Genomic DNA, 19,628 nt, shown 5'->3' with positions numbered 1-19,628 from the left:
TAAGAAAAACTTACCTATTCATTCTAGCACAGAAAGGACCAATATTGCAATGCTTTTGAGATGTTTTTACAAAAGATAACAAATTAATAACAGCTGACTTTTGCCTTGAATTTTTAATTGGAGCTTGCTATACTGAGAGAAATTCATCTTAAAGGAGGGATTTATGCGGAAATTTCTAGATTATCTTTTTCTGATACCTAGGCTAATGTTACGTTTGATTTGGTCATTAGTTTTAGGGGTCTTTAAGACAATACTCTTCCTCGCTCTGGTAGCTGCCCTGCTTTTTACCTATACTCAAACAAGCAATTCATCTTTCGCCCAATCTATCGATCAAGTTTTTTCTAAAGTATCCTTTTTTGTCAATAGCAGAGCCACTAAGGACACCATAGATGCGGTCAGTCAGTTGGCAACTGACACTCATGAAAATGATACAAGCGCCCGCTGGTCCAATCGACAAGCAACAGTTTACCTGAAATCAACGGATGAAACCTTGCGTTTAGCCTATCAAGAAGCTATTGCGCAATGGAATGCAACAGGAGTCTTTACCTTTGTTTTTGTTGATCAAGAAAGCACGGCTGATATCATCGCTACCGATATGTCCGATGCGAATACTAAGGCTGCTGGACTTGCTGATACCCAGACAAACAGTTTGACCAATTATTTGGTTCACGCCGATGTTTACCTCAACAGCTATTTTCTGCTCGATGAGGATTATGGTTACAGCTTTGAGCGTATTGTCAATACTGCCAGTCATGAACTGGGACATGCTATTGGACTTGCTCATAATGATAGTCAGGACTCAGTCATGCAATCAGCTGGTTCCTACTTTGGTATTCAGGCTTCAGATATTGAAGCTGTCAATGCCCTCTACGCTTAATGTGAAAGGATTAATATGTTTCAATTGATGAAAAAATACCCTGAGCAAGCCGGTCTCTTGCTCTTTAATGCTGGTGTCTTTGGTTATTTACAGAATTTAAAGCACCAAGTGGCTAATCTGACAGGTTTTTCGACTGCGGATTTATCTGCTCATCTTCCTGATTGGTTAATCCACCTTGTGGGAAATAGTTATGAACAAGTCTCTGCTTTCATGGCTGGCTCTGCTTGGTCATGGCTAGTTATTTCAGTTATTTTGACTTTACTCATTCGTTTTGTTAAAGGTGTGATAAAATTTATCCTCTTCCTTATCATTCTTGCAGGTGGTTTTTATCTCATCTGGCAAAACCAAGAGCTTATTAGACAATTTATCTAAAAAAACTATCAGCTAGCTGCGAAATCTAGCTGATTTTTGCTATAATAAAACTATGATTATACTAAGTGGAAACAAGATTGAGCGTTCCTTTTCAGGTGACGTTCTTTTCGATAACATTAACATTCAAGTCGATGAACGAGACCGCATTGCCCTTGTTGGTCGAAATGGTGTGGGGAAGTCGACACTTCTTAAGATTTTGGTAGGAGAAGAGACACCGACTTCTGGTGAAATCAATACCAAGCGCGACCTCAGCCTCTCTTATCTAGCGCAAGACAGTCGTTTTGTATCTCGAAATACTATTTATGATGAAATGCTTCATGTTTTCGATGATCTACGCAATGATGAGAAAAAACTTCGGTTGATGGAATTGAAAATGGCAGAGCTGACTGGAAGCGACCTAGATAAAGTCATGGCCGACTACGATCGTTTGTCTGAAGATTTCAGGCAGCGAGGCGGTTTTACTTATGAGTCTGACATTCGAGCCATTCTCAATGGCTTTAAGTTTGATCAGAGCATGTGGGGTATGACTATTGACCAGCTCTCTGGTGGGCAAAATACCCGCTTAGCCTTGGCTAAAATGCTGCTTGAAAAACCAGAACTCCTAGTGCTAGACGAGCCAACCAATCACTTGGATATCGAGACCATTGCCTGGCTGGAAAATTATCTGATCAACTATCAAGGGGCTCTCATTATTGTCAGTCACGACCGTTATTTCCTTGATAAGGTGACCACTATCACGCTTGACCTCAATCCTCACAGCCTTGACCGCTACGCAGGTAACTATTCCAAGTTCATGGATTTAAAAGCTGAAAAGTTAGCTACTGAGGAAAAGAATTTTGAAAAACAAGCCAAAGAAATTGCTAAGCTAGAAGATTTTGTCCAACGTAACATCGTCCGCGCTTCGACGACCAAACGTGCCCAAGCCCGTCGCAAGCAGTTAGATAAAATGGAGCGTCTAGACAAACCCTCTGCCGGACACAAATCCGCACACATGACCTTCCATTCGGAGAAAGTATCAGGCAATGTCGTTTTGACCGTGACAGATACAGCTATCGGCTACGATGGTGATATTTTAGCGCAGCCTATTTCTCTAGATGTCAAAAAGATGGATGCTATAGCGATTGTCGGACCTAACGGTATTGGAAAGACTACCTTTATCAAGTCTGTGGTGGGTAAGATTCCCTTTATTGCGGGTACATCGACTTACGGTGCCAATGTCGAAGTCGGCTACTATGACCAGACTCAGTCAGCGCTCACTAGCACCAATACCGTCCTTGACGAGCTATGGAATGCCTTTCCGACCACACCAGAAGTGGAGATTAGAAATCGCCTAGGTGCTTTCCTCTTCTCTGGAGATGATGTTAAAAAGTCCGTCTCCATGCTGTCTGGTGGTGAGAAAGCTCGCTTGCTTCTCGCCAAACTCTCCATGGAAAATAACAATTTTCTTATCCTGGACGAGCCGACCAACCACTTGGACATTGATAGCAAGGAAGTGCTAGAAAATGCCCTTATAGACTTTGACGGCACCCTCCTTTTTGTCAGTCACGACCGCTATTTTATCAATCGCGTGGCTACAAAAGTGCTGGAGATTTCAAAAACTGGCAGTACCCTTTATCTTGGTGATTACGATTATTATTTGGAGAAAAAAGCGGAAGCAGAAGAGCTAGCAAGATTAGAGACAGAAGAAATGACTGTTACAGCTGATGCCCCATCATCTGGCGCCAGCCATTACCAAGACCAAAAAGCCAATCAAAAAGAGCTCCGAAAAATAACACGTCGCATCACTGAAATTGAGGAACGTCTAGAAGTAATTGAGGCGCGTGAAACTGCGATTAACGATGACATGTTAGCAACAAATGATCTAGGACAACTCGCCAATTTCCAAAAAGAACTTGACGCTATCCAAGAAGAACAAATGACTCTCATGGAAGAGTGGGAAGAGTTGAGTGAGAGGTTGGAGTAAATTAAGTCTTTTCTAAGAAAAGTTTCAGTTTTCCTTAAGAAAGCTTCGCTATACTTGTCTTATCCTAGAAATAGGACATCCAAACTTTATTCTTTTTCATAAATCTCCTAAAGAGACAAGTCTAACCTACTGGTTAGACTTGTTTTTTTTTTATGTGACTTTAAGTCCGTCTCGCTCCGTAAGGTGCGAGACAAATAAACCACCCGCTATGCGGGTGCGCATCGCTGGTTATACCAAAAAAACTCCAAACGCGCTACAATAGAGGTGTTCAAGCCCACTGTAAAGCGAAAGGAGAAAAGTATGGCACAAAAGGCACATAGTTTATCACACACAAAGTGGATGTGTAAATATCACATTGTGTTCATCCCTAAGTATAGACGAAAAATCATCTATAATTAATATCGAAGCAGTCTAGGCGAGATATTCCACCGTTTATGTCGCTACAAAGGTGTAGAAATCATTGAAGGACATCTCGTGCCGGACCATGTTCATATGTTGGTCAGTATTCCTCCGCGAATTAGCGTATCTAGTTTCATGGGCTATTTGAAAGGCAAAAGTGCTCTCATGATGTTTGACAAACACGCCAATCTCAAATATAAGTTTGGGAATCGCCATTTTTGGGCAGAGGGTTATTACGTGAGTACAGTCGGACTTAATGAAGCCACAATAAAGAAATATATTCAAGAACAGGAAAAGCATGATATCACACTTGATAAACTGAGTGTGAAAGAATACGAAGATCCCTTTAGGGATGATGGCAAGTAATACCAACGCCTCTTTAAGAGGCAAGTGACGAGTCAAAAGCAGTGAGGCTTGAACAAAGTGAAAGCCAGCGTCTTTAGGCGCTGGCTGGTGATGTGGGCTTATAGCCCCTGTTCAAACCACCCGTTAGACGGGTGGTCATGATTTGCATAAAAGTCATATTTTTCCTTGCAATCATTTTTAGAAAATGATATTATCTAGTTATCAAAACTAGATAATAGGAAGTTAAAAATGTTTGATGCTATTCCTTATTGGAAAGACCTGCCTGATTTGGAACTATACTTAGATCAGGTGCTACTCTTGGTTAATCAAATTGCGCAACCTAAATTTATGCCAGCTGACAAAGGACTAACGGCTGCCATGGTTAATAACTATGTTAAGCACGGCTATATTGGTAAACCCATCAAGAAAAAATACCAGAAGCATCAAGTCGCACGACTGATTGCTATTACCTTCTTGAAGAATACCTTCTCCATTCAGGAGATTAGCCAAGTCTTAAATCGTTTGCAGGAAGTAGGGGATTCAGAAATGCTTTATAATCATTTTGTGTCTTGCATGAGAAAAAAGCAGACCGAAATTCCCGAAATTATTCAGATGGCTTGTCAGACTGTGATGTACTACTTTGAAACCCATCGGCTTAATAGTCAGCTAGAAGGAGGAAATCATGAATCAGACCTTTAAACTCAGTAAACGCCTTTCTTTTGGTGAAGAAATTGCCAACAGTGTGACTCATGCTGTTGGAGCAATAGCCATGTTGACCCTCTTGCCTGTCACGGCCATCCATGCTTATCAGGCTTATAATACGAAGGCGGCTGTTGGTATGTCAATCTTTGTCATTAGCCTATTCCTCATGTTTTTATCCTCGGCTATCTATCATTCCATGGCTTATGGTTCGACTCATAAGTATATTCTACGGATTATTGATCATAGCATGATATACATTGCTATTGCGGGCTCCTACACACCTGTGGCTTTGTCACTTTTGGAAGGATGGCTGAGCTACTTGATAATTGTCCTCCAGTGGGGAATTACTATTTTTGGGATTCTCTATAAGATTTTTGCAAAGAAAATTAATGAAAAATTCAGTCTGACTCTCTACCTGATTATGGGCTGGCTAGTTATTTTTATCCTACCAGCTATTCTCACAAAAACTGAACCCGTCTTCTGGTTTCTCATGTTAGCAGGTGGACTCGCTTACACCATCGGAGCAATGTTCTATGCGCGCAAGCGCCCTTACGATCACATGATCTGGCATCTCTTTATCATCCTAGCATCCGTGCTTCACTACATTGCTATCGTCTTTTATATGATATAAAAAGGTTGGGAATCCCCAACCTTTTACTGTCTTATGGCAAATAGCAGAGCCGATGCTCCTATCATGATAAAAATGAGCGAGAGAAATTTTCCGATAAAGACGGATGAAAACACTGGGGCAAGAAAGAGGAGCAAGCCGATTCCAATCAGAACCAAACCATTATTTTGGACATGATTGGTTGTATAGCTCTGCCCTTTCCCCAAAAAGCGAGCAAAACCAAGGATAATCAACCAGCTAGAAACAAAAAGCATAGCCAAATTGCTACGTGAAAATGCGGAGCTAGCCATTAGGGAGAGCCCTAAAAAGATAGAAACGAGGGACTGAATGAGGAGTAGCAGTGGACGATAGCCTGAAGGCTGGCTTAGGTAGTATTGGAGACTGCTTATTCCGGAGATAAAGATAAAAAGAGCTACAATCCAAGCGATGGTACCTACGGCAGCGAAGGGATTGTAAAAAAGATAAAGACCTGCTAAAAGGAAGAAAATTCCTGAGGTGAGAGAGACATTTTTCATGACAAACTCCTTTTCTTGTTATCCATTTATTATAAGTAAAGTTCAAAAACTTGTCAAAAGTTGTCATTTATTCTATTATGTAAGTACTATAATCTGGAGGAATAGCGGTGAAATTACTACATACTTGCATTCGAGTAAAAAATTTGGAGGAGTCCATTAAATTCTACTCAACAGCCTTTCCCTTCTATGAAGATCGTAGGAAGGATTTTCCTGAGGCAAAATTCACCCTTGTTTTTATGAAAATAGATGGTGAGGACTTTGAACTTGAATTGACCTATAATTATGATCATCCAGGCTACGATTTGGGAACAGGCTATGGTCATTTGGCTGTTGGTGTCGAAAATTTAGAAAAAGCTTACGCAGACCACAAGGCAGCAGGTTACACCGTAACTGATCTCAAGGGTTTACCAGGACAAGAACCTCACTATTATTTTGTAACAGACCCTGACGGCTATAAAATTGAGGTTATCCGCCTATAAAAGGAAAACCATGTCAGATTTTCTGACATTGTTTTAAAATTTTTATAAAAAAATACTTGACATTAGTTGTCAGAAAATTTATACTATTCAAGTATTAACATTTTGGAGGAAAATACCATGACAAAAGGTCAAGAATACGTTGCAAGTGTCTTTTCAAAAGTAAAAGACCAAAATGGACATGAAGCAGAGTTTCTACAAGCTGTTGAAGAAGTGTTTGAATCATTGGTACCTGTTTTTGATAAGTATCCTAAATACATTGATGAAAATCTTCTTGAGCGTTTGGTAGAACCTGAACGCATTGTGTCTTTCCGAGTTCCTTGGGTTGATGACAAAGGACAAGTTCAAGTTAATCGCGGTTTCCGTGTTCAATTTTCATCTTCCATTGGACCATACAAAGGTGGCCTTCGTTTCCACCCATCTGTAAACCAATCAATCATTAAATTCCTTGGATTTGAGCAAATCTTTAAAAACTCCCTGACTGGACAACCAATCGGTGGTGGTAAAGGTGGATCAAACTTCGATCCAAAAGGAAAATCAGACAACGAAATCATGCGTTTCTGCCAAAGCTTTATGACCGAGCTAAGCAAACATATCGGTGCTGACACGGACGTTCCTGCTGGTGACATCGGTGTTGGTGGGCGTGAAATCGGTTATCTCTACGGTCAGTACAAACGTCTTCGCAATGAGTATACAGGAGTTCTCACAGGTAAAGGTTTGACTTACGGTGGTTCTCTCACGCGTACAGAAGCAACTGGTTACGGTGCTGTTTACTTTGCAGAGCAAATGCTAAAAGCTCGCGGTGAAGATTTTGCAGGCAAGACTGCTATTGTTTCAGGTTCTGGTAACGTAGCTATCTATGCTATTGAAAAACTCGAACAATTGGGTGCTAAAGCTATTGCATGTTCTGATTCATCAGGTTATATCATTGATGAAGACGGTATCAATGTAGCTACTTTGAAACAACTTAAAGAAGTTGAACGCGCCCGCATCGTTCAATATCTTGAACATCATCCAAATGCAAAATTTGTCCCAGCTGGTCCTGACTCATCAATCTGGACGGTCAAAGCCGACCTTGCCTTCCCATGTGCGACACAAAACGAACTTAACGATGCAGATGCACGCGCACTTGTTCGTAACGGTGTTATTGCTGTTGCAGAAGGTGCCAACATGCCTTCAACTTTGGAAGCGATTGATGTTTTCCATGCTGCTGGTGTTTCATTTGGACCTGCAAAAGCAGCAAATGCTGGTGGTGTAGCAGTATCAGCTCTGGAAATGGCACAAAACAGTGGACGTACTGCTTGGACATTTGAAGAAGTTGATAGCAAATTGTATGACATCATGAAAAATATTTACGCAAGTGCAGCAGCAGCGGCTGAGGAGTTTGGAGCTCCAGGTAACTTAGTGGTTGGTGCAAACATCGCAGGATTCCTTAAAGTTGCTGAAGCAATGTCAGCACAAGGTATTGTCTAATATGTAGAAGAGAAGTCGCGCGGCTTCTCTTTTGTTTGGGAGTACCTGATGGATTATAGAAAATTCACAGGCAGGTGTCCAAGAGCCTTATCTTGAAGCTAACTGGCTGGCTTACCTGTCTGATGAGGAAAAGCTGACGCGAGCTTTTGAAAAATCTCTTTGGATTTTGGGTGTATTTTTAATAAGGGGAAGTTGATTGAATTTGTCCGCTGTGTGGGTGATAGCGAGCATATTCTTTTAGTGCAGGATTTGATTATTGCAAAAAGCTTACCAAGGTCAAGGTATTGGTAAAAAGCTTTTTCAGGCAGCTTGGGATACTTTCAAGGACGTTCACATGTTTCAAGTCAATACTGACTTAGAAGATGTCATATATAATCATTTTTACCAATCTTTTGGCATGAGAACATTAGAAGAAGGGAACATGGTTTCCTACTTTAGAGGTTAAAAAAAAAAGCTATCTGAGTTGATCAGATAGCTTTTTAGTAATGGCTAACATTTTCTTCTCCACGGATTCGGGAGATAACTGGTTTGGCTTGATCAGATGTGAAGTAATCAAGTGAGGTCTGTGGCAGTAATTTTGCCAAAAGCTCCCAATCTCCGTCTTTGATTGCCTGTCTAGCAGTAGAAGCCGAAATAGGCTGTGCAGAATCAAAAGTCTTTCGAGGAATGATTAGACAGTCGATGCCTTGTTCAGGGAGTTTTTCAGTCATGACTTGGTTATAGAGATTAGTGACGAGGCTAGTCGGTTCGTTACCGACATAGCGACGGGTAATACCCAGCTCATGAGCAATGCGAATGAAAATCTCCAAGTCTAGCCTTGCCTGACTTTCAATAACGGAAAACTCGTCCTTCTGAAAATAGGAAGGGAAGGTGGATTGGCTAATGATATAGGGGCCACTATCATGGTAAATGATATTATTCAGATGGACAGTGCCTTTTTCTACCAAGTTCTTTCGGACAGCAAAAGGAACCAAGCTTGCATCCTCACTAACCAGAAAAAGATGCAACAAATCATTTTCTTGACTAGCTTTTTCAACCAAGTACTGATGACCAAGTGTAAAAGGGTTGGCGTTGATAACGAGTGCTGCAACTTTAGAAGGATTTTTTTGAGGCCTTTCAAGATTTTTAAGGTAATCTTGAAATCCTGTTTTTTTATTTTCCATGAAGCTTATAAGCCCGTCAATCCGAGCAATTTCGTGAAAACCTAAATCACTAAAAAATTTTGCAGTACAAGTCTTGGTATAGAGAAAAAGATGAAAATTACCACGTTCATATTGGAAATCAATGAGGTGGCTGACAATGCTGTTCAGCAACCCCTCTCCTTGATGTTCACTTGATACAGCAAGGCAACGTAGCGTATTTCCAAAGGTTGAGCCTGTAGCGATAGCTCTGCCTTTGTCATCTAAAATGGCACAAGTATAGTCTAAGTTGGCGTCACGGCGAATTCCTTCTTCAAAAAGCAGAGCGTCAATTTTCATGTTAGTATTTTTGTCAAAGGGAAAAATCTTTGAAACGGTGTAATCAGACATGGTAAACTCCCCTATTTTTTTACTATTATATCAGTTTTGATATAGATAGTATGTACTTTCATTGGTTTTTCCACTTAGAAACTCCTTTTTTTACTCCTAAAATATGCTATAATAAGCAAAAATTTAGTCAGGGAGAAAGAACGATGCAATCACTTCTTATTACGGTTTTAGTGGGAACTATTGGTGGTTTTGTAGCTAAAAAATTAAGGTTTCCTGCCCCTTTTATGATTGGTAGTATGACTGCTGTTGCAATAACCTCTATTATGACTGGTAATATGGAAACTACAAAGGTTATGAAGATTTTTGCACAGATTGTCAGTGGCGCCTATATTGGGCAGAATATTAAAAAAGAGGATTTAAAAAATCTTCCAAAGCTGGGGAAGGTTATTGGAAGATTGATGGGGATTTTCACTATCAATATGGTGGTGATAGGGTTGATTTTTGTGACCTTTTTCAAGATGACACCCGTCACCGCCTTTCTCTGTTGCCTACCAGGGGGGATTATGGATGTTTCACTCATGGCGATTGATATGGGGGCACAATCGGACATTGTCGCAACCATACAGACAGCTCGATTGATGGGGATTTTGATGATTTTACCTCTTTGGATTTCTTTTTGGGTTAAAAGGGTTATAGGTAAGCCTGAAAAGTCTGATGTATTTTTATCAACACCACAGCAGACGACAAATTCGCTGTCGCCAGTAAAACAATGGTTCAATAATATCTTGGTTTTACTTGTTGCTACCATCGGTGGTTTCATAGGACTCTGGTTAGATATTCCCGTAGGTGCTTTGATTATTGCCCTTATCTTTTCATCCGCGTTGAAAATGACAGTTAATACAGTACAGTTGACGAGCGGTATTCGTTATATCGCTCAGATATTTGCTGGCTCAATCGTCGGAGCTAACTTCACTCACGATAGCCTGAGACAAATCGTGAATTTGATTGTTCCGATTTTGATTTTGCTTGTCAGTTATCTGATGATTAATGCTGCTTTTGGTTTTTGGATGTATCAGACAGGGATTCTTGATTTGCAGTCGGCGCTTTTTGCTTCATCACCGGCTGGAGCGACTGACCTGACTCTTATGGCTGGTGAATTGGGAGCAGATATGCCTAAAATTGCAGGCATTCAAATCTGTCGTACACTCTACACAGTTATTATCATGCCACTTCTGGTTAAGGTTCTGCTCGTTTTTTTCTGAAAGGATTAACAATAGCCAGAAGCAAATAGATTTTGAGTTTGGAGATTCCCTATCCATAACTCTACAATTGATACAATAAAAAAAGCGAACACTACTGAGTTTTAAATCAGAAAACTAGTTTTGCTCGCTTTTATACTTGAGTAGAACCCCCTATCCCAGACTCACTAAAGTATACCTTCTAGCATAGCAAAGAAAAACGTTAAAGCCAATAAATCAGCACTCCCACCTGGACTGAGATGTCTGAAGATTAGGCTATCATTATAAAGGCTGAGTTGATGAATTAGTTCCTTTTTTGAAAGATTAAGTTGATGGAGGCTTTGGCATTCCGTCTTGACTTGCTGCCAAGCTTCGATACCACCACGATGGATAAGGTTGCCATCTTCCACAAAAGTCATTAAATAAAGAAGAAGTTGTAGTTGGGCTAGCTCCTTATCTCCCTGTTTAAGCCGTTCACGTAAAAATGGTAGGGCTTTTTCTGTAAGAGTAGGGAAACCTTCGCTAGCTTCGCCACGCGGGCCTTTGATGCCATGTTCCAAATAAAGTTTTTCACCGTAAGTTAATTCTTTTTTGGAACTTAAGTGTCCCAAATCTGTTTCTATCAAATGTTGGCAGATAGGAGCAACGAGACGACAGATGGCTATCGTATCACTTTCTGAAAATAGTTGTGGATTTTCTAAGAGTTTGGGATGTTTTTTTAGATAAAATCCGGTCGCACCAAGAAGCACAGCGAGAGAAAAATTCACTCCTTTGTGGGTATTCACGCCCTCAGTCGCCGAAAACATATCTTGCTCTGCTTTTATCCCTAGGGAACGTAATTGATCAAACAGCTGGCGTGGATTGTCTCCTACATGGTCAAATCCTGCCTTGAGGTAGGAAAAGAAGTGAGGTGCTAGTGCTAGGCTACTATCAATGAAGGTGGAAAAAGTCATGTCTTTATGGGAACCATCGTCAAACCGATCGACAAGACCTGGTTTTGGGCTAAGTGCAATTTCATAAAAGAGAGCCTTGGTCCCCATCTGACTAAAATATTGTAGAAGTTCCTCAGACATTAGCTAATTCTTCCATTTCCTTGAGGATGAAATCTAGAGAGCGGTTAAGATGTTCGTGTGTGATGAGAGTGACCTGATCGATATCCTGAGTTTTCATACCACGGTAGATAATCCAATGTTCTTCCAAAGCCTTTGTCCGACGTTCTAGAGAAGAAATAGAGATTTCTCGGAAATAAATCAGATAAGTTTGCAATTCAGTCACAATTTCGCGGAGACGAAGCATCTGACTTTTCTCGTAAATAAGATTATTAAACTGGTTAAAATTAGCAAGGATTTTCTCGATATTTTTATCATCGGAAATCATCTCCTCACACTCAGTTAATACAGCTTTCATTTCTTTAAAGTCTGCTTCGGTCATTTTGTACATGGCCTTTGTTGTTGCCAGAGTATCCAGTGCTTTACGAATATCAAAGATTTCAACTGCATCCTTAGCGCTGATTCCACGCACGATAATCCCTCTTTTAGGAGTGTGCTCGACCAACTTTTCTTCAATCAAAACGCTTATAGCATGACGGATAGGTGTGCGACTGATATTGAGCTCAGTTGAGAACTCTTTTTCATTGATACGACTACCTGCTGGAATTTGACTTAAAATAATGGTTTTTCTAAGCGCTTCATAAAACGCTTGCTTCAACGGAACATTTTTTGAGAGATCAAGATTAGCTTTTACAGCTTCAATAATAGGATTCATTGTTCATATTCTCCTTTCAAATATCTCTGTTATTATACCTGATTTTATTGAAATTTGTTAGCTTTTAAAAACAAACCCCTCGGTGGTTCGAGGGGTTACTTCATATTTCATTTATTCAAGTTTATTAATCTTATTGTGGAATGTAGAGCGGCATATGTCCTGTCGCAATAATAGTAACAACAAAGATAACGAAAATAACGGCGGCGTATTTAGCTGATTCTTTTTGCCATTCACCCATATCAAGACCTGTCAAACGAAGGAGAAGATAGATGAAAGCTACAAGCGGACTGAGCAAGTGGAACGCTTGTCCCATCAGTGAAGCAAGTGCCATAGCTTCTGGAGAGAAGCCATAAGAAGCACCAGCTTCTGCCATAACTGGTAAGATACCGTAGTAGAAACCATCATTTGAGATGAAGAAGGTACCAGGTGCAGATACAAGAGCAATAATAAGCCCCCAGAATCCAGCTAATTGTTTAGGAATAATAGTTGCAAAGCTATTTGCAAGTGCAGTTGCCATACCTGAACCTTGGAAAAGACCCATGAAGATACCTGCAGCAAATACTAAGATAACTACTTGGACAGCATCCCCAGCGTTGTCACCAATACGTTTAGATTGGTCTTTAAGAACTGGGTAGTTAACCATAAGAGCAATTACTGTACCTACAGCAAAGAGAAGAAGTGGTGCAAGTTCGATTGTTTCGATAAATGATCCAGCAACCAACCAACCGATAAGAATAATTGTTAAGATAGCATTGAACCAGAAGTTCTTTGGACGACGGATAGCAAGTGTATCAGGGTCTGTGATGTTGGTTAATTCTTGCAATTCAGCTTCAGAGAACTCAACAACACCAAGACGAGCGCGCTCTTTACGCCCCATGCTTGGAGCAACCCAGAGGATTACATAAAGGAGTGAGAGAACCATACCAGGAGCTAGATAGCCAAGAATTTCAGCACCTACACCAAGAACCGACATGGCACGAGCTGTAGGACCACCCCAAGGGAGGAGGTTCATGATAGTGTTTTGGAGGATAATCAAGACACCAAGGTTCATGATTTTCATGTTAAGTTTCTTGTAGATTGGCAAGAAAGCAGAAACAACGATAAGGGTTGTTGTTGTTCCATCACCGTTCATAGAAACTGCTGCTGCAACAACTGCTGTGGCAATAAGCACTTTCATCGGATCGCCTTTAGCAAAGCGAATCATTTTCTCAGTAATTGGGTCAAAGAGACCAGCATCAAGCATTGTTGAGAAGTAAAGAATGGCAAAGAGCAACATGATACCTGTTTTGGCAGTTGTATTTACCCCGTACATAACCATATCACCCATGGCCGTCAAGCCATTAAGGCTTCCTTCTTCACCGACAAATTCAACAAATTTTGCATCAGCTGTCAGATCTGCCGAACCCGTAATGATAAGCACAGCTGCAAAAACGAGCGGAACTAGAACCAGTGACGTGAATGGCGACATTTTTTTCGTCATCACGACATACATGAAGACGATAATCATGGCATAAGCCAAAATAGTCAATAACATAAGTTATTTCTCCCCTTTATTAATATTGTAAATTCAATACGGTCTATTGAACTTGAATAAAATATGAAGTTTTACTAGACCTTATGACATAAGTATAAATGAAAGCGCTTGAAATAAAAAGAGCCTTTTCAATAAAAGACACAAAAAAAACACAAAAATGAGTATATCGGATGTTGCTTATTTATTTCTTCTATAATATTGCTTCGACCTATTATGTAATAGATTTTTATCTAAGATGTGATGATATAAAAATCGTCATCTTAGCCAAAGTTCCGTAATTTCAGCAAATGAAAGCGTTACGAAAAAAACACAAAAAAATCAACTACTTTTTCAGACCTTATTATATAATAGTCTTAGAAACGTGGAGCTAGTAACTGACAACTCAGAAAAGTTACTTACTTTCTATATTTATAAAATGAAAGGAGGAAATTATGGGATTCTTTCAACGTTTATTTGGAAAATCTCAAGATGAGAAATCTTCAGCTGTCACCTCACCTGTCAAAAACGACTTAGATGAATGGCAAGCACTTTCGGGGTATATACCAGCAAGTCAGGAAGATTACGAATTAGTTAGCGTCATCGCGACAGCTATTGCTGCAGGGGATAGACCAGAAAGTCAATTCGTCGTCAAGAGAATCCTGCAGCGAAATCCTGAAGCTTTGACGGTTTCGCTTATTGCGTCCAGCATCGCCGCAGGCGATTATCCAGACAGTCAATTTGCTGTCAAATCGATTTATACAAAAAAATAATTTAAGGAGAATTTTATGTTACGCAAATTTAAAATCGCTATCGACGGGAAAGAATACCTAGTTGAAATGGAAGAAATCGGTGGTACACCAGCACCTGCACCAGTTGCTACAGCAACACCAGCAGCTCCAGTAGTTGAAGAAGCTCCCTCTCCAGTTGCAGCACCATCATCTGCTGCAGGTGCAGATGCTTTACAAGCTCCAATGCCAGGAACTATCCTGCGTATTCTTGTAAACGTTGGAGATGCTGTTTCTGAAAACCAACCTCTCATGATTCTTGAGGCTATGAAGATGGAGAATGAAATCGTTGCAACCTCAGCGGGTACTGTAACTGGCATTCACGTCAGCCAAGGACAAAGCGTAAACCCAGGCGATGGTTTGATTACTATCGGTTAAGCGAATAGATTAGAGTACAATGTAAACATTTAGAAGGAAGTGATAGCGTGCATATCTTAATTGAAGGAATTACATCCATTACTTTCCCGCAAATCATCATGATGCTTATTGGTGCACTATTGATGTATCTGGGAATCAAAAAAGAATACGAACCGACTCTTTTAGTCCCAATGGGCTTGGGAACCATCTTGGTTAACTTCCCATCATCTGGGGTTTTGAACCAAACTGTAAACGGTATCGAACAGGCAGGGGTTTTCGAGGAACTCTTTAAGTTTGGTATCGGAACAGAACTTTTCCCGCTCCTGATTTTCATTGGTATTGGGGCAATGATAGATTTTGGTCCTCTTCTCCAAAATCCATTTATGATGCTTTTTGGTGCAGCAGCACAATTTGGTATTTTCTTCGTTGTTGTCGTGGCCGTTCTTGCTGGATTTGACATCAAAGAAGCAGCGTCAATCGGTATCATCGGAGCAGCTGACGGACCAACATCTATCTTTGTTGCCAATCAGCTTGCGCCAAATCTACTTGGACCAATAACCGTAGCCGCTTACTCTTACATGGCTTTGGTTCCAATTATTCAACCATTTGCTATAAAATTGGTAACAACGAAAAAAGAACGTCGTATTCGTATGACTTATAAGTCAGAAAACGTATCTCAGCTGACTAAAATTCTTTTCCCGATTGTTATCACCTTCGTAGCAGGATTTATCTCACCAATCTCATTGCCACTTGTTGGTTTCCTTATGTTTGGGAACTTGCTTCGTGAATGTGGGGTGCTTGATCGTTTGTCTCAAACAGCACAAAATGAATTGGTCAACATCGTTTCAATTTTGCTCGGTTTAACCATTTCTGTGAAAATGCAAGCCGATCAATTCTTGAACATTCAAACCTTGATGATCATTCTATTTGGACTCTTAGCCTTCATCATGGACTCAATTGGAGGTGTGATGTTTGCCAAAATTCTTAATATTTTCCGCAGAGAAGGCAATAAAATCAATCCAATGATTGGTGCTGCTGGTATCTCAGCTTTCCCAATGTCAAGTCGTGTTATCCAAAAAATGGCTACTGACGAGGACCCTCAAAACTTTATCTTGATGTACTCTGTCGGCGCCAACGTTTCTGGACAAATCGCCTCAGTAATCGCAGGTGGCTTGCTCCTTGCATTCTTTAGCTAAGTAGGAGGAGTATCACATGAATATTAATATAGATCATTTATACCAATCTCTTGAACTGATGGTTCTTGGCATGGCTGGCGTCTTCCTTGTTTTGGGAATTTTGTATGCTTCAGCAGTAGCTTTGCTGAAAATTTTCCCTGTAAAAAAATAGTCAGTTAAACATCGTGCGACCCTGCGAGCCGTCCGCTCGCTCGCGCCGCCTATTATCCTAACAAATAAGAGGTGACTTTATGGACATTAAACAAACTGCTGTTGCAGGTTCACTTGAATCAAGTGACATCCAAGTGACAGTTGCTCCAAGCAATCAAGGTATCACGATTGACCTTGATTCTAACGTTGAAAAACAATTTGGTAATCAAATTCGTAAAGTAATTACCAAAACCTTACAACATCTTGGTGTCGAAGCTGCAGAAGTAACTGCTGTGGACAAGGGTGCGCTTGATTGTACCATTCAAGCACGTACAATTGCTGCTGTCCACCGCGCTGCTGGCTTGGAAGTAATGAACTGGAAGGAGATTGACTCATGGAACGTCTAAGAAGAACGATGATGTTTGTCCCTGGTGCTAATGCTGGTATGTTGCGTGATGCACCACTATATGGCGCTGATTCAATCATGTTTGACCTTGAAGACTCTGTTTCTCTGAAGGAAAAAGACACGTCACGTGCTCTGGTACATTTTGCACTGAAGACTTTTGATTATAGCTCAGTTGAAACGGTTGTCCGTATCAATGGCTTGGACACTTGTGGAGCTTTGGATATCGAAGCAGTGGTAACGGCAGGTGTCAATGTGGTTCGTCTGCCAAAAACAGAAACTGCTCAAGACATTATTGATGTTGAAAAAGAAATTGAACGCGTAGAACGTGAGTATGGGATTCCTGTTGGTCGTACTCGCATGATGGCTGCTATCGAATCTGCAGAAGGTGTCTTGAATGCTCGTGATATTGCCAAAGCCTCTGACCGTCTCATCGGTATCGCTCTTGGTGCCGAAGACTATGTGACCAACATGAAAACACGTCGATATCCTGATGGTCAAGAACTGTTCTTTGCACGAAGTATGATTCTTCATGCCGCACGTGCTGCTGGAATTGCAGCTATCGACACAGTTTACTCTGACGTCAACAATACTGAAGGCTTCCAAGCTGAAGTTAGCCATATCAAACAACTCGGCTTTGATGGTAAATCTGTTATTAACCCACGTCAAATTCCTTTGGTCAACGACATCTACACACCTACCGAAAAAGAAATTGATAATGCTAAACAAGTTATTTGGGCAATCCGAGAAGCTGAAAGTAAAGGTTCGGGAGTTATCTCACTTAACGGTAAGATGGTTGATAAACCAATCGTAGAACGTGCAGAACGCGTCATCATGTTAGCTAAAGCCGCAGGTGTGCTTACAGAGGAGGAGATTTAAGAGATGGTTAAAAATTCTTTAGGTCGTGACATTCCAACTGAATACGCTGAACAATATGGCGTATTTGAGTCCGAATTAACAAATATCAAACCTTATAACGAGTCAAGTCGCCATATCAAACCTGTTAACCCACGCGATGAAAAACTCCTTGGTTCTATCCGTGGAGCGATTGAAAAAACTGGTCTTAAAGATGGTATGACCATCTCATTCCACCACCATTTCCGTGAAGGTGATTATGTCATGAATATGGTTTTGGACGAGATTGCCAAGATGGGAATTAAAAATCTTTCTATCGCTCCAAGTTCTATCGCAAATGTGCATGAGCCTTTGATTGAACACATCAAAAACGGTGTTGTCACAAACATCACTTCGTCAGGACTTCGTGACAAAGTAGGGGCAGCTATTTCTGCTGGTATTATGGAAAATCCAGTCGTAATCCGTTCTCACGGTGGTCGTGCTCGTGCTATTGCAGCTGGTGATATTCACATTGATGTGGCTTTCCTTGGAGCACCATCTTCTGATGCTTATGGTAATGCCAACGGTGTCAAAGGCAAAGCGACATGTGGGTCTCTTGGCTATGCCATGGTTGATGCCAAGTACGCAGACCAGGTTGTTATCATTACCGATACGCTTGTACCATATCCAAACTCACCAATTTCAATTCCGCAAACAGACGTTGACTATGTCGTTGAAGTAGAATCTATCGGTGATCCTAAAGGTATTGCCAAAGGAGCTACGCGTTTCACCAAGAATCCAAAAGAACTTCTCATCGCTGAATATGCAGCTAAAGTTATCACAAACTCACCATACTATAAGGAAGGGTTCTCATTCCAAACTGGTACAGGTGGTGCGTCACTTGCTGTAACACGTTTTATGCGTGAAGCCATGATTAAAGATGGCATCACAGCAAGTTTCGCACTCGGCGGTATCACAAATGCTATGGTTGAATTGCTTGAAGAAGGCCTAGTGGAACGTATTATTGACGTTCAAGATTTTGACCACCCATCTGCAATCTCACTTGACCGCAACGCTGGTAAGCACTTGGAAATCGACGCTAACATGTACGCTTCTCCACTTAGCAAGGGGTCTGCTATCAATATGTTGGACACATGTATCTTGTCAGCGCTTGAAGTGGATACTAATTTTAACGTTAACGTTATGACAGGTTCTGATGGCGTTATTCGTGGTGCTTCTGGCGGTCACTGCGATACAGCTTTTGCAGCTAAAATGTCAATGGTTATTTCTCCATTGGTTCGTGGACGCATCCCAACCTTTGTAGAGTCAGTTAATACCGTTATTACACCTGGTACCTCTGTGGACGTTGTTGTAACTGAAATTGGTATTGCTATCAACCCTAACCGCCCTGATTTGATTGAGCACTTTAAAGACCTCAAAGTTCCTCAATACACTATCAAAGAACTTCAAGAAAAAGCTTATGCTATTGTTGGCAACCCAGAACCAATCCAATACGGTGATAAAGTAGTTGCCCTCATTGAGTACCGTGATGGTAGCTTGATTGACGTTGTCCGCAATGTCTAAAAAAGTATTTGATGGACCGATAGTTGATTTACAAGACATGCTAGAAGCACGAGAGAGACGAAGCCTTCGTCAACGTTCTCTTTTAGAAAAATATGCTGGCGCTGCTGTCCTATCGGCAACTATGAACATTCCAGGACCTGTCAAAACCTCGCAAGACCTTGGTTTAGCTTTTGATCAAATAATCAGCCAAATAGAAAGTCTTATATCAGAAAAAAGACTTTTCAGTAAAAAGTTAGAACTCAAAACCGGCTGGGAATATTATTTGGTTGCTGACATGACACCTATGGAATTGAAAAGAACTTTAATCGCCATAGAGGAGGGGACTGTCTACGGACGTTTAATGGATTTGGATGTGGTTCAATTAAAAGGCAATCAAGTTACTCCAATCAGCCGCACTCAACTAGGACTGTCTCCTCGTAAGTGTTACATCTGCTCTGCCATTGCCAAAGAGTGTAGTAGAAGTCGAAAACACAGCGTTGAAGACATGCAAAAAGCTATCGCAGACATTTTAAAACAATCATAATAACCTCTTTAGAGGAAAGCAAGGTGAGACAAGTTACCTTGATTAAGACAATCACGAATATCAGAGTTGTCAACAGAAAAAAT

General features: G+C 40.8%; 22 protein-coding genes and 1 pseudogene. 18 read left to right on the top strand and 5 right to left on the bottom strand.

The features are described 5' to 3' along the window. Nucleotides 1-163: 163 nt before the first annotated feature. The 6 genes and pseudogenes from G576_RS0101355 (at nucleotide 164) to trhA (ending at nucleotide 5,289) form a co-directional block, all read left to right on the top strand. Nucleotides 164-877, top strand: coding sequence for a M57 family metalloprotease (locus G576_RS0101355; protein WP_027973034.1), 714 nt, complete (start codon nucleotides 164-166; stop codon nucleotides 875-877). 15 nt (nucleotides 878-892) lie between these two features. Beyond that, nucleotides 893-1,249 (top strand): hypothetical protein, encoded by a 357-nt coding sequence (locus tag G576_RS0101350; RefSeq protein WP_037618134.1) that lies wholly within the window; start codon nucleotides 893-895, stop codon nucleotides 1,247-1,249. A gap of 52 nt (nucleotides 1,250-1,301) precedes the next feature. After that, nucleotides 1,302-3,212, top strand: coding sequence for an ABC-F family ATP-binding cassette domain-containing protein (locus tag G576_RS0101345; protein ID WP_027973032.1), 1,911 nt, complete (start codon nucleotides 1,302-1,304; stop codon nucleotides 3,210-3,212). A 300-nt stretch (nucleotides 3,213-3,512) separates the two neighbouring features. Continuing rightward, nucleotides 3,513-3,977 (top strand): annotated as a pseudogene (gene tnpA / locus G576_RS12055) (IS200/IS605 family transposase). Nucleotides 3,978-4,205: 228 nt separating this feature from the next. Beyond that, nucleotides 4,206-4,655: a DUF1836 domain-containing protein gene (locus G576_RS0101335; RefSeq protein ID WP_027973031.1), complete on the top strand. Its 450-nt coding sequence runs from the start codon at nucleotides 4,206-4,208 to the stop codon at nucleotides 4,653-4,655. After that, complete coding sequence (gene trhA, locus G576_RS0101330) at nucleotides 4,639-5,289, top strand: PAQR family membrane homeostasis protein TrhA (RefSeq protein WP_027973030.1); 651 nt, start codon at nucleotides 4,639-4,641, stop codon at nucleotides 5,287-5,289. The genes G576_RS0101335 and trhA overlap by 17 nt, the downstream gene beginning before the upstream one ends. A 23-nt stretch (nucleotides 5,290-5,312) precedes the next feature. Here the strand turns inward: trhA and G576_RS0101325 are convergent, their stop codons facing one another. Continuing rightward, on the bottom strand, nucleotides 5,313-5,801 hold the full coding sequence (locus tag G576_RS0101325) for a DUF308 domain-containing protein (protein WP_027973029.1): 489 nt from the start codon (nucleotides 5,799-5,801) through the stop codon (nucleotides 5,313-5,315). 107 nt (nucleotides 5,802-5,908) lie between these two features. On the opposite strand from G576_RS0101325, the gene gloA reads away from it, so the two are divergent. From gloA to G576_RS13485, 3 genes are all read left to right on the top strand, one after another. Next, the gene (gene gloA / locus G576_RS0101320) at nucleotides 5,909-6,280 is read left to right on the top strand and encodes a lactoylglutathione lyase (protein WP_027973028.1); all 372 of its coding nucleotides are present in this window, start codon (nucleotides 5,909-5,911) and stop codon (nucleotides 6,278-6,280) included. A gap of 117 nt (nucleotides 6,281-6,397) precedes the next feature. Further along, on the top strand, nucleotides 6,398-7,750 hold the full coding sequence (gene gdhA, locus G576_RS0101315) for an NADP-specific glutamate dehydrogenase (protein ID WP_027973027.1): 1,353 nt from the start codon (nucleotides 6,398-6,400) through the stop codon (nucleotides 7,748-7,750). Between the two features lie 256 nt (nucleotides 7,751-8,006). Next, a complete protein-coding gene (locus tag G576_RS13485; protein WP_156875097.1) occupies nucleotides 8,007-8,195 on the top strand; it encodes a GNAT family N-acetyltransferase in 189 nt (62 codons plus the stop codon). A 34-nt stretch (nucleotides 8,196-8,229) separates the two neighbouring features. On the opposite strand, the gene citC is transcribed toward G576_RS13485, so the two are convergent. Continuing rightward, nucleotides 8,230-9,279, bottom strand: a complete 1,050-nt coding sequence (citC, locus tag G576_RS0101305) for a [citrate (pro-3S)-lyase] ligase (RefSeq protein WP_027973026.1) — start codon at nucleotides 9,277-9,279, stop codon at nucleotides 8,230-8,232. Between the two features lie 143 nt (nucleotides 9,280-9,422). Between citC and G576_RS0101300 the strand changes: the two genes are divergently transcribed. Further along, nucleotides 9,423-10,481 carry an AbrB family transcriptional regulator gene (locus G576_RS0101300; protein ID WP_027973025.1) on the top strand — a complete coding sequence of 353 codons (1,059 nt, stop codon included), beginning with the start codon at nucleotides 9,423-9,425 and terminating at the stop codon, nucleotides 10,479-10,481. Nucleotides 10,482-10,645: 164 nt separating this feature from the next. Here G576_RS0101300 and citG read toward each other — a convergent pair whose 3' ends face one another. The 3 genes from citG to G576_RS0101285 all read right to left on the bottom strand — a co-directional run bounded on the left by citG (nucleotide 10,646) and on the right by G576_RS0101285 (nucleotide 13,755). Beyond that, nucleotides 10,646-11,530 carry a triphosphoribosyl-dephospho-CoA synthase CitG gene (gene citG, locus G576_RS0101295; RefSeq protein WP_027973024.1) on the bottom strand — a complete coding sequence of 295 codons (885 nt, stop codon included), beginning with the start codon at nucleotides 11,528-11,530 and terminating at the stop codon, nucleotides 10,646-10,648. After that, nucleotides 11,523-12,221, bottom strand: a complete 699-nt coding sequence (locus G576_RS0101290) for a GntR family transcriptional regulator (protein ID WP_027973023.1) — start codon at nucleotides 12,219-12,221, stop codon at nucleotides 11,523-11,525. The genes citG and G576_RS0101290 overlap by 8 nt, the downstream gene beginning before the upstream one ends. A 130-nt stretch (nucleotides 12,222-12,351) precedes the next feature. After that, the gene (locus G576_RS0101285) at nucleotides 12,352-13,755 is read right to left on the bottom strand and encodes a CitMHS family transporter (protein WP_027973022.1); all 1,404 of its coding nucleotides are present in this window, start codon (nucleotides 13,753-13,755) and stop codon (nucleotides 12,352-12,354) included. Nucleotides 13,756-14,186: 431 nt separating this feature from the next. Here G576_RS0101285 and G576_RS0101280 point away from each other — a divergent pair, with 431 nt between their 5' ends. From G576_RS0101280 to citX, 8 genes are all read left to right on the top strand, one after another. After that, nucleotides 14,187-14,504, top strand: coding sequence for a hypothetical protein (locus G576_RS0101280; protein ID WP_027973021.1), 318 nt, complete (start codon nucleotides 14,187-14,189; stop codon nucleotides 14,502-14,504). Between the two features lie 15 nt (nucleotides 14,505-14,519). Continuing rightward, entirely contained in the window at nucleotides 14,520-14,897 is a 378-nt protein-coding gene (locus tag G576_RS0101275) for an acetyl-CoA carboxylase biotin carboxyl carrier protein subunit (RefSeq protein ID WP_027973020.1), read from the top strand. 47 nt (nucleotides 14,898-14,944) lie between these two features. Further along, nucleotides 14,945-16,072 carry a sodium ion-translocating decarboxylase subunit beta gene (locus G576_RS0101270; RefSeq protein ID WP_027973019.1) on the top strand — a complete coding sequence of 376 codons (1,128 nt, stop codon included), beginning with the start codon at nucleotides 14,945-14,947 and terminating at the stop codon, nucleotides 16,070-16,072. Nucleotides 16,073-16,088: 16 nt separating this feature from the next. Continuing rightward, nucleotides 16,089-16,223: an OadG-related small transporter subunit gene (locus tag G576_RS14010; protein ID WP_027973018.1), complete on the top strand. Its 135-nt coding sequence runs from the start codon at nucleotides 16,089-16,091 to the stop codon at nucleotides 16,221-16,223. 79 nt (nucleotides 16,224-16,302) lie between these two features. After that, nucleotides 16,303-16,608, top strand: coding sequence for a citrate lyase acyl carrier protein (gene citD / locus G576_RS0101260; protein WP_027973017.1), 306 nt, complete (start codon nucleotides 16,303-16,305; stop codon nucleotides 16,606-16,608). Then, on the top strand, nucleotides 16,596-17,483 hold the full coding sequence (citE, locus tag G576_RS0101255) for a citrate (pro-3S)-lyase subunit beta (RefSeq protein WP_027973016.1): 888 nt from the start codon (nucleotides 16,596-16,598) through the stop codon (nucleotides 17,481-17,483). The genes citD and citE overlap by 13 nt, the downstream gene beginning before the upstream one ends. Nucleotides 17,484-17,486: 3 nt before the next feature. Further along, entirely contained in the window at nucleotides 17,487-19,022 is a 1,536-nt protein-coding gene (citF, locus tag G576_RS0101250) for a citrate lyase subunit alpha (protein WP_027973015.1), read from the top strand. Beyond that, a complete protein-coding gene (gene citX / locus G576_RS0101245; protein WP_027973014.1) occupies nucleotides 19,015-19,545 on the top strand; it encodes a citrate lyase holo-[acyl-carrier protein] synthase in 531 nt (176 codons plus the stop codon). The genes citF and citX overlap by 8 nt, the downstream gene beginning before the upstream one ends. Nucleotides 19,546-19,628 lie beyond the last annotated feature (83 nt).

This window comes from Streptococcus porci DSM 23759 (assembly GCF_000423765.1).
GTDB classification, from domain to species: Bacteria; Bacillota; Bacilli; order Lactobacillales; family Streptococcaceae; genus Streptococcus; species Streptococcus porci.
Note: the sequence above shows the minus strand (reverse complement) of the source record. Positions and strands in the feature narration are given on the sequence as shown.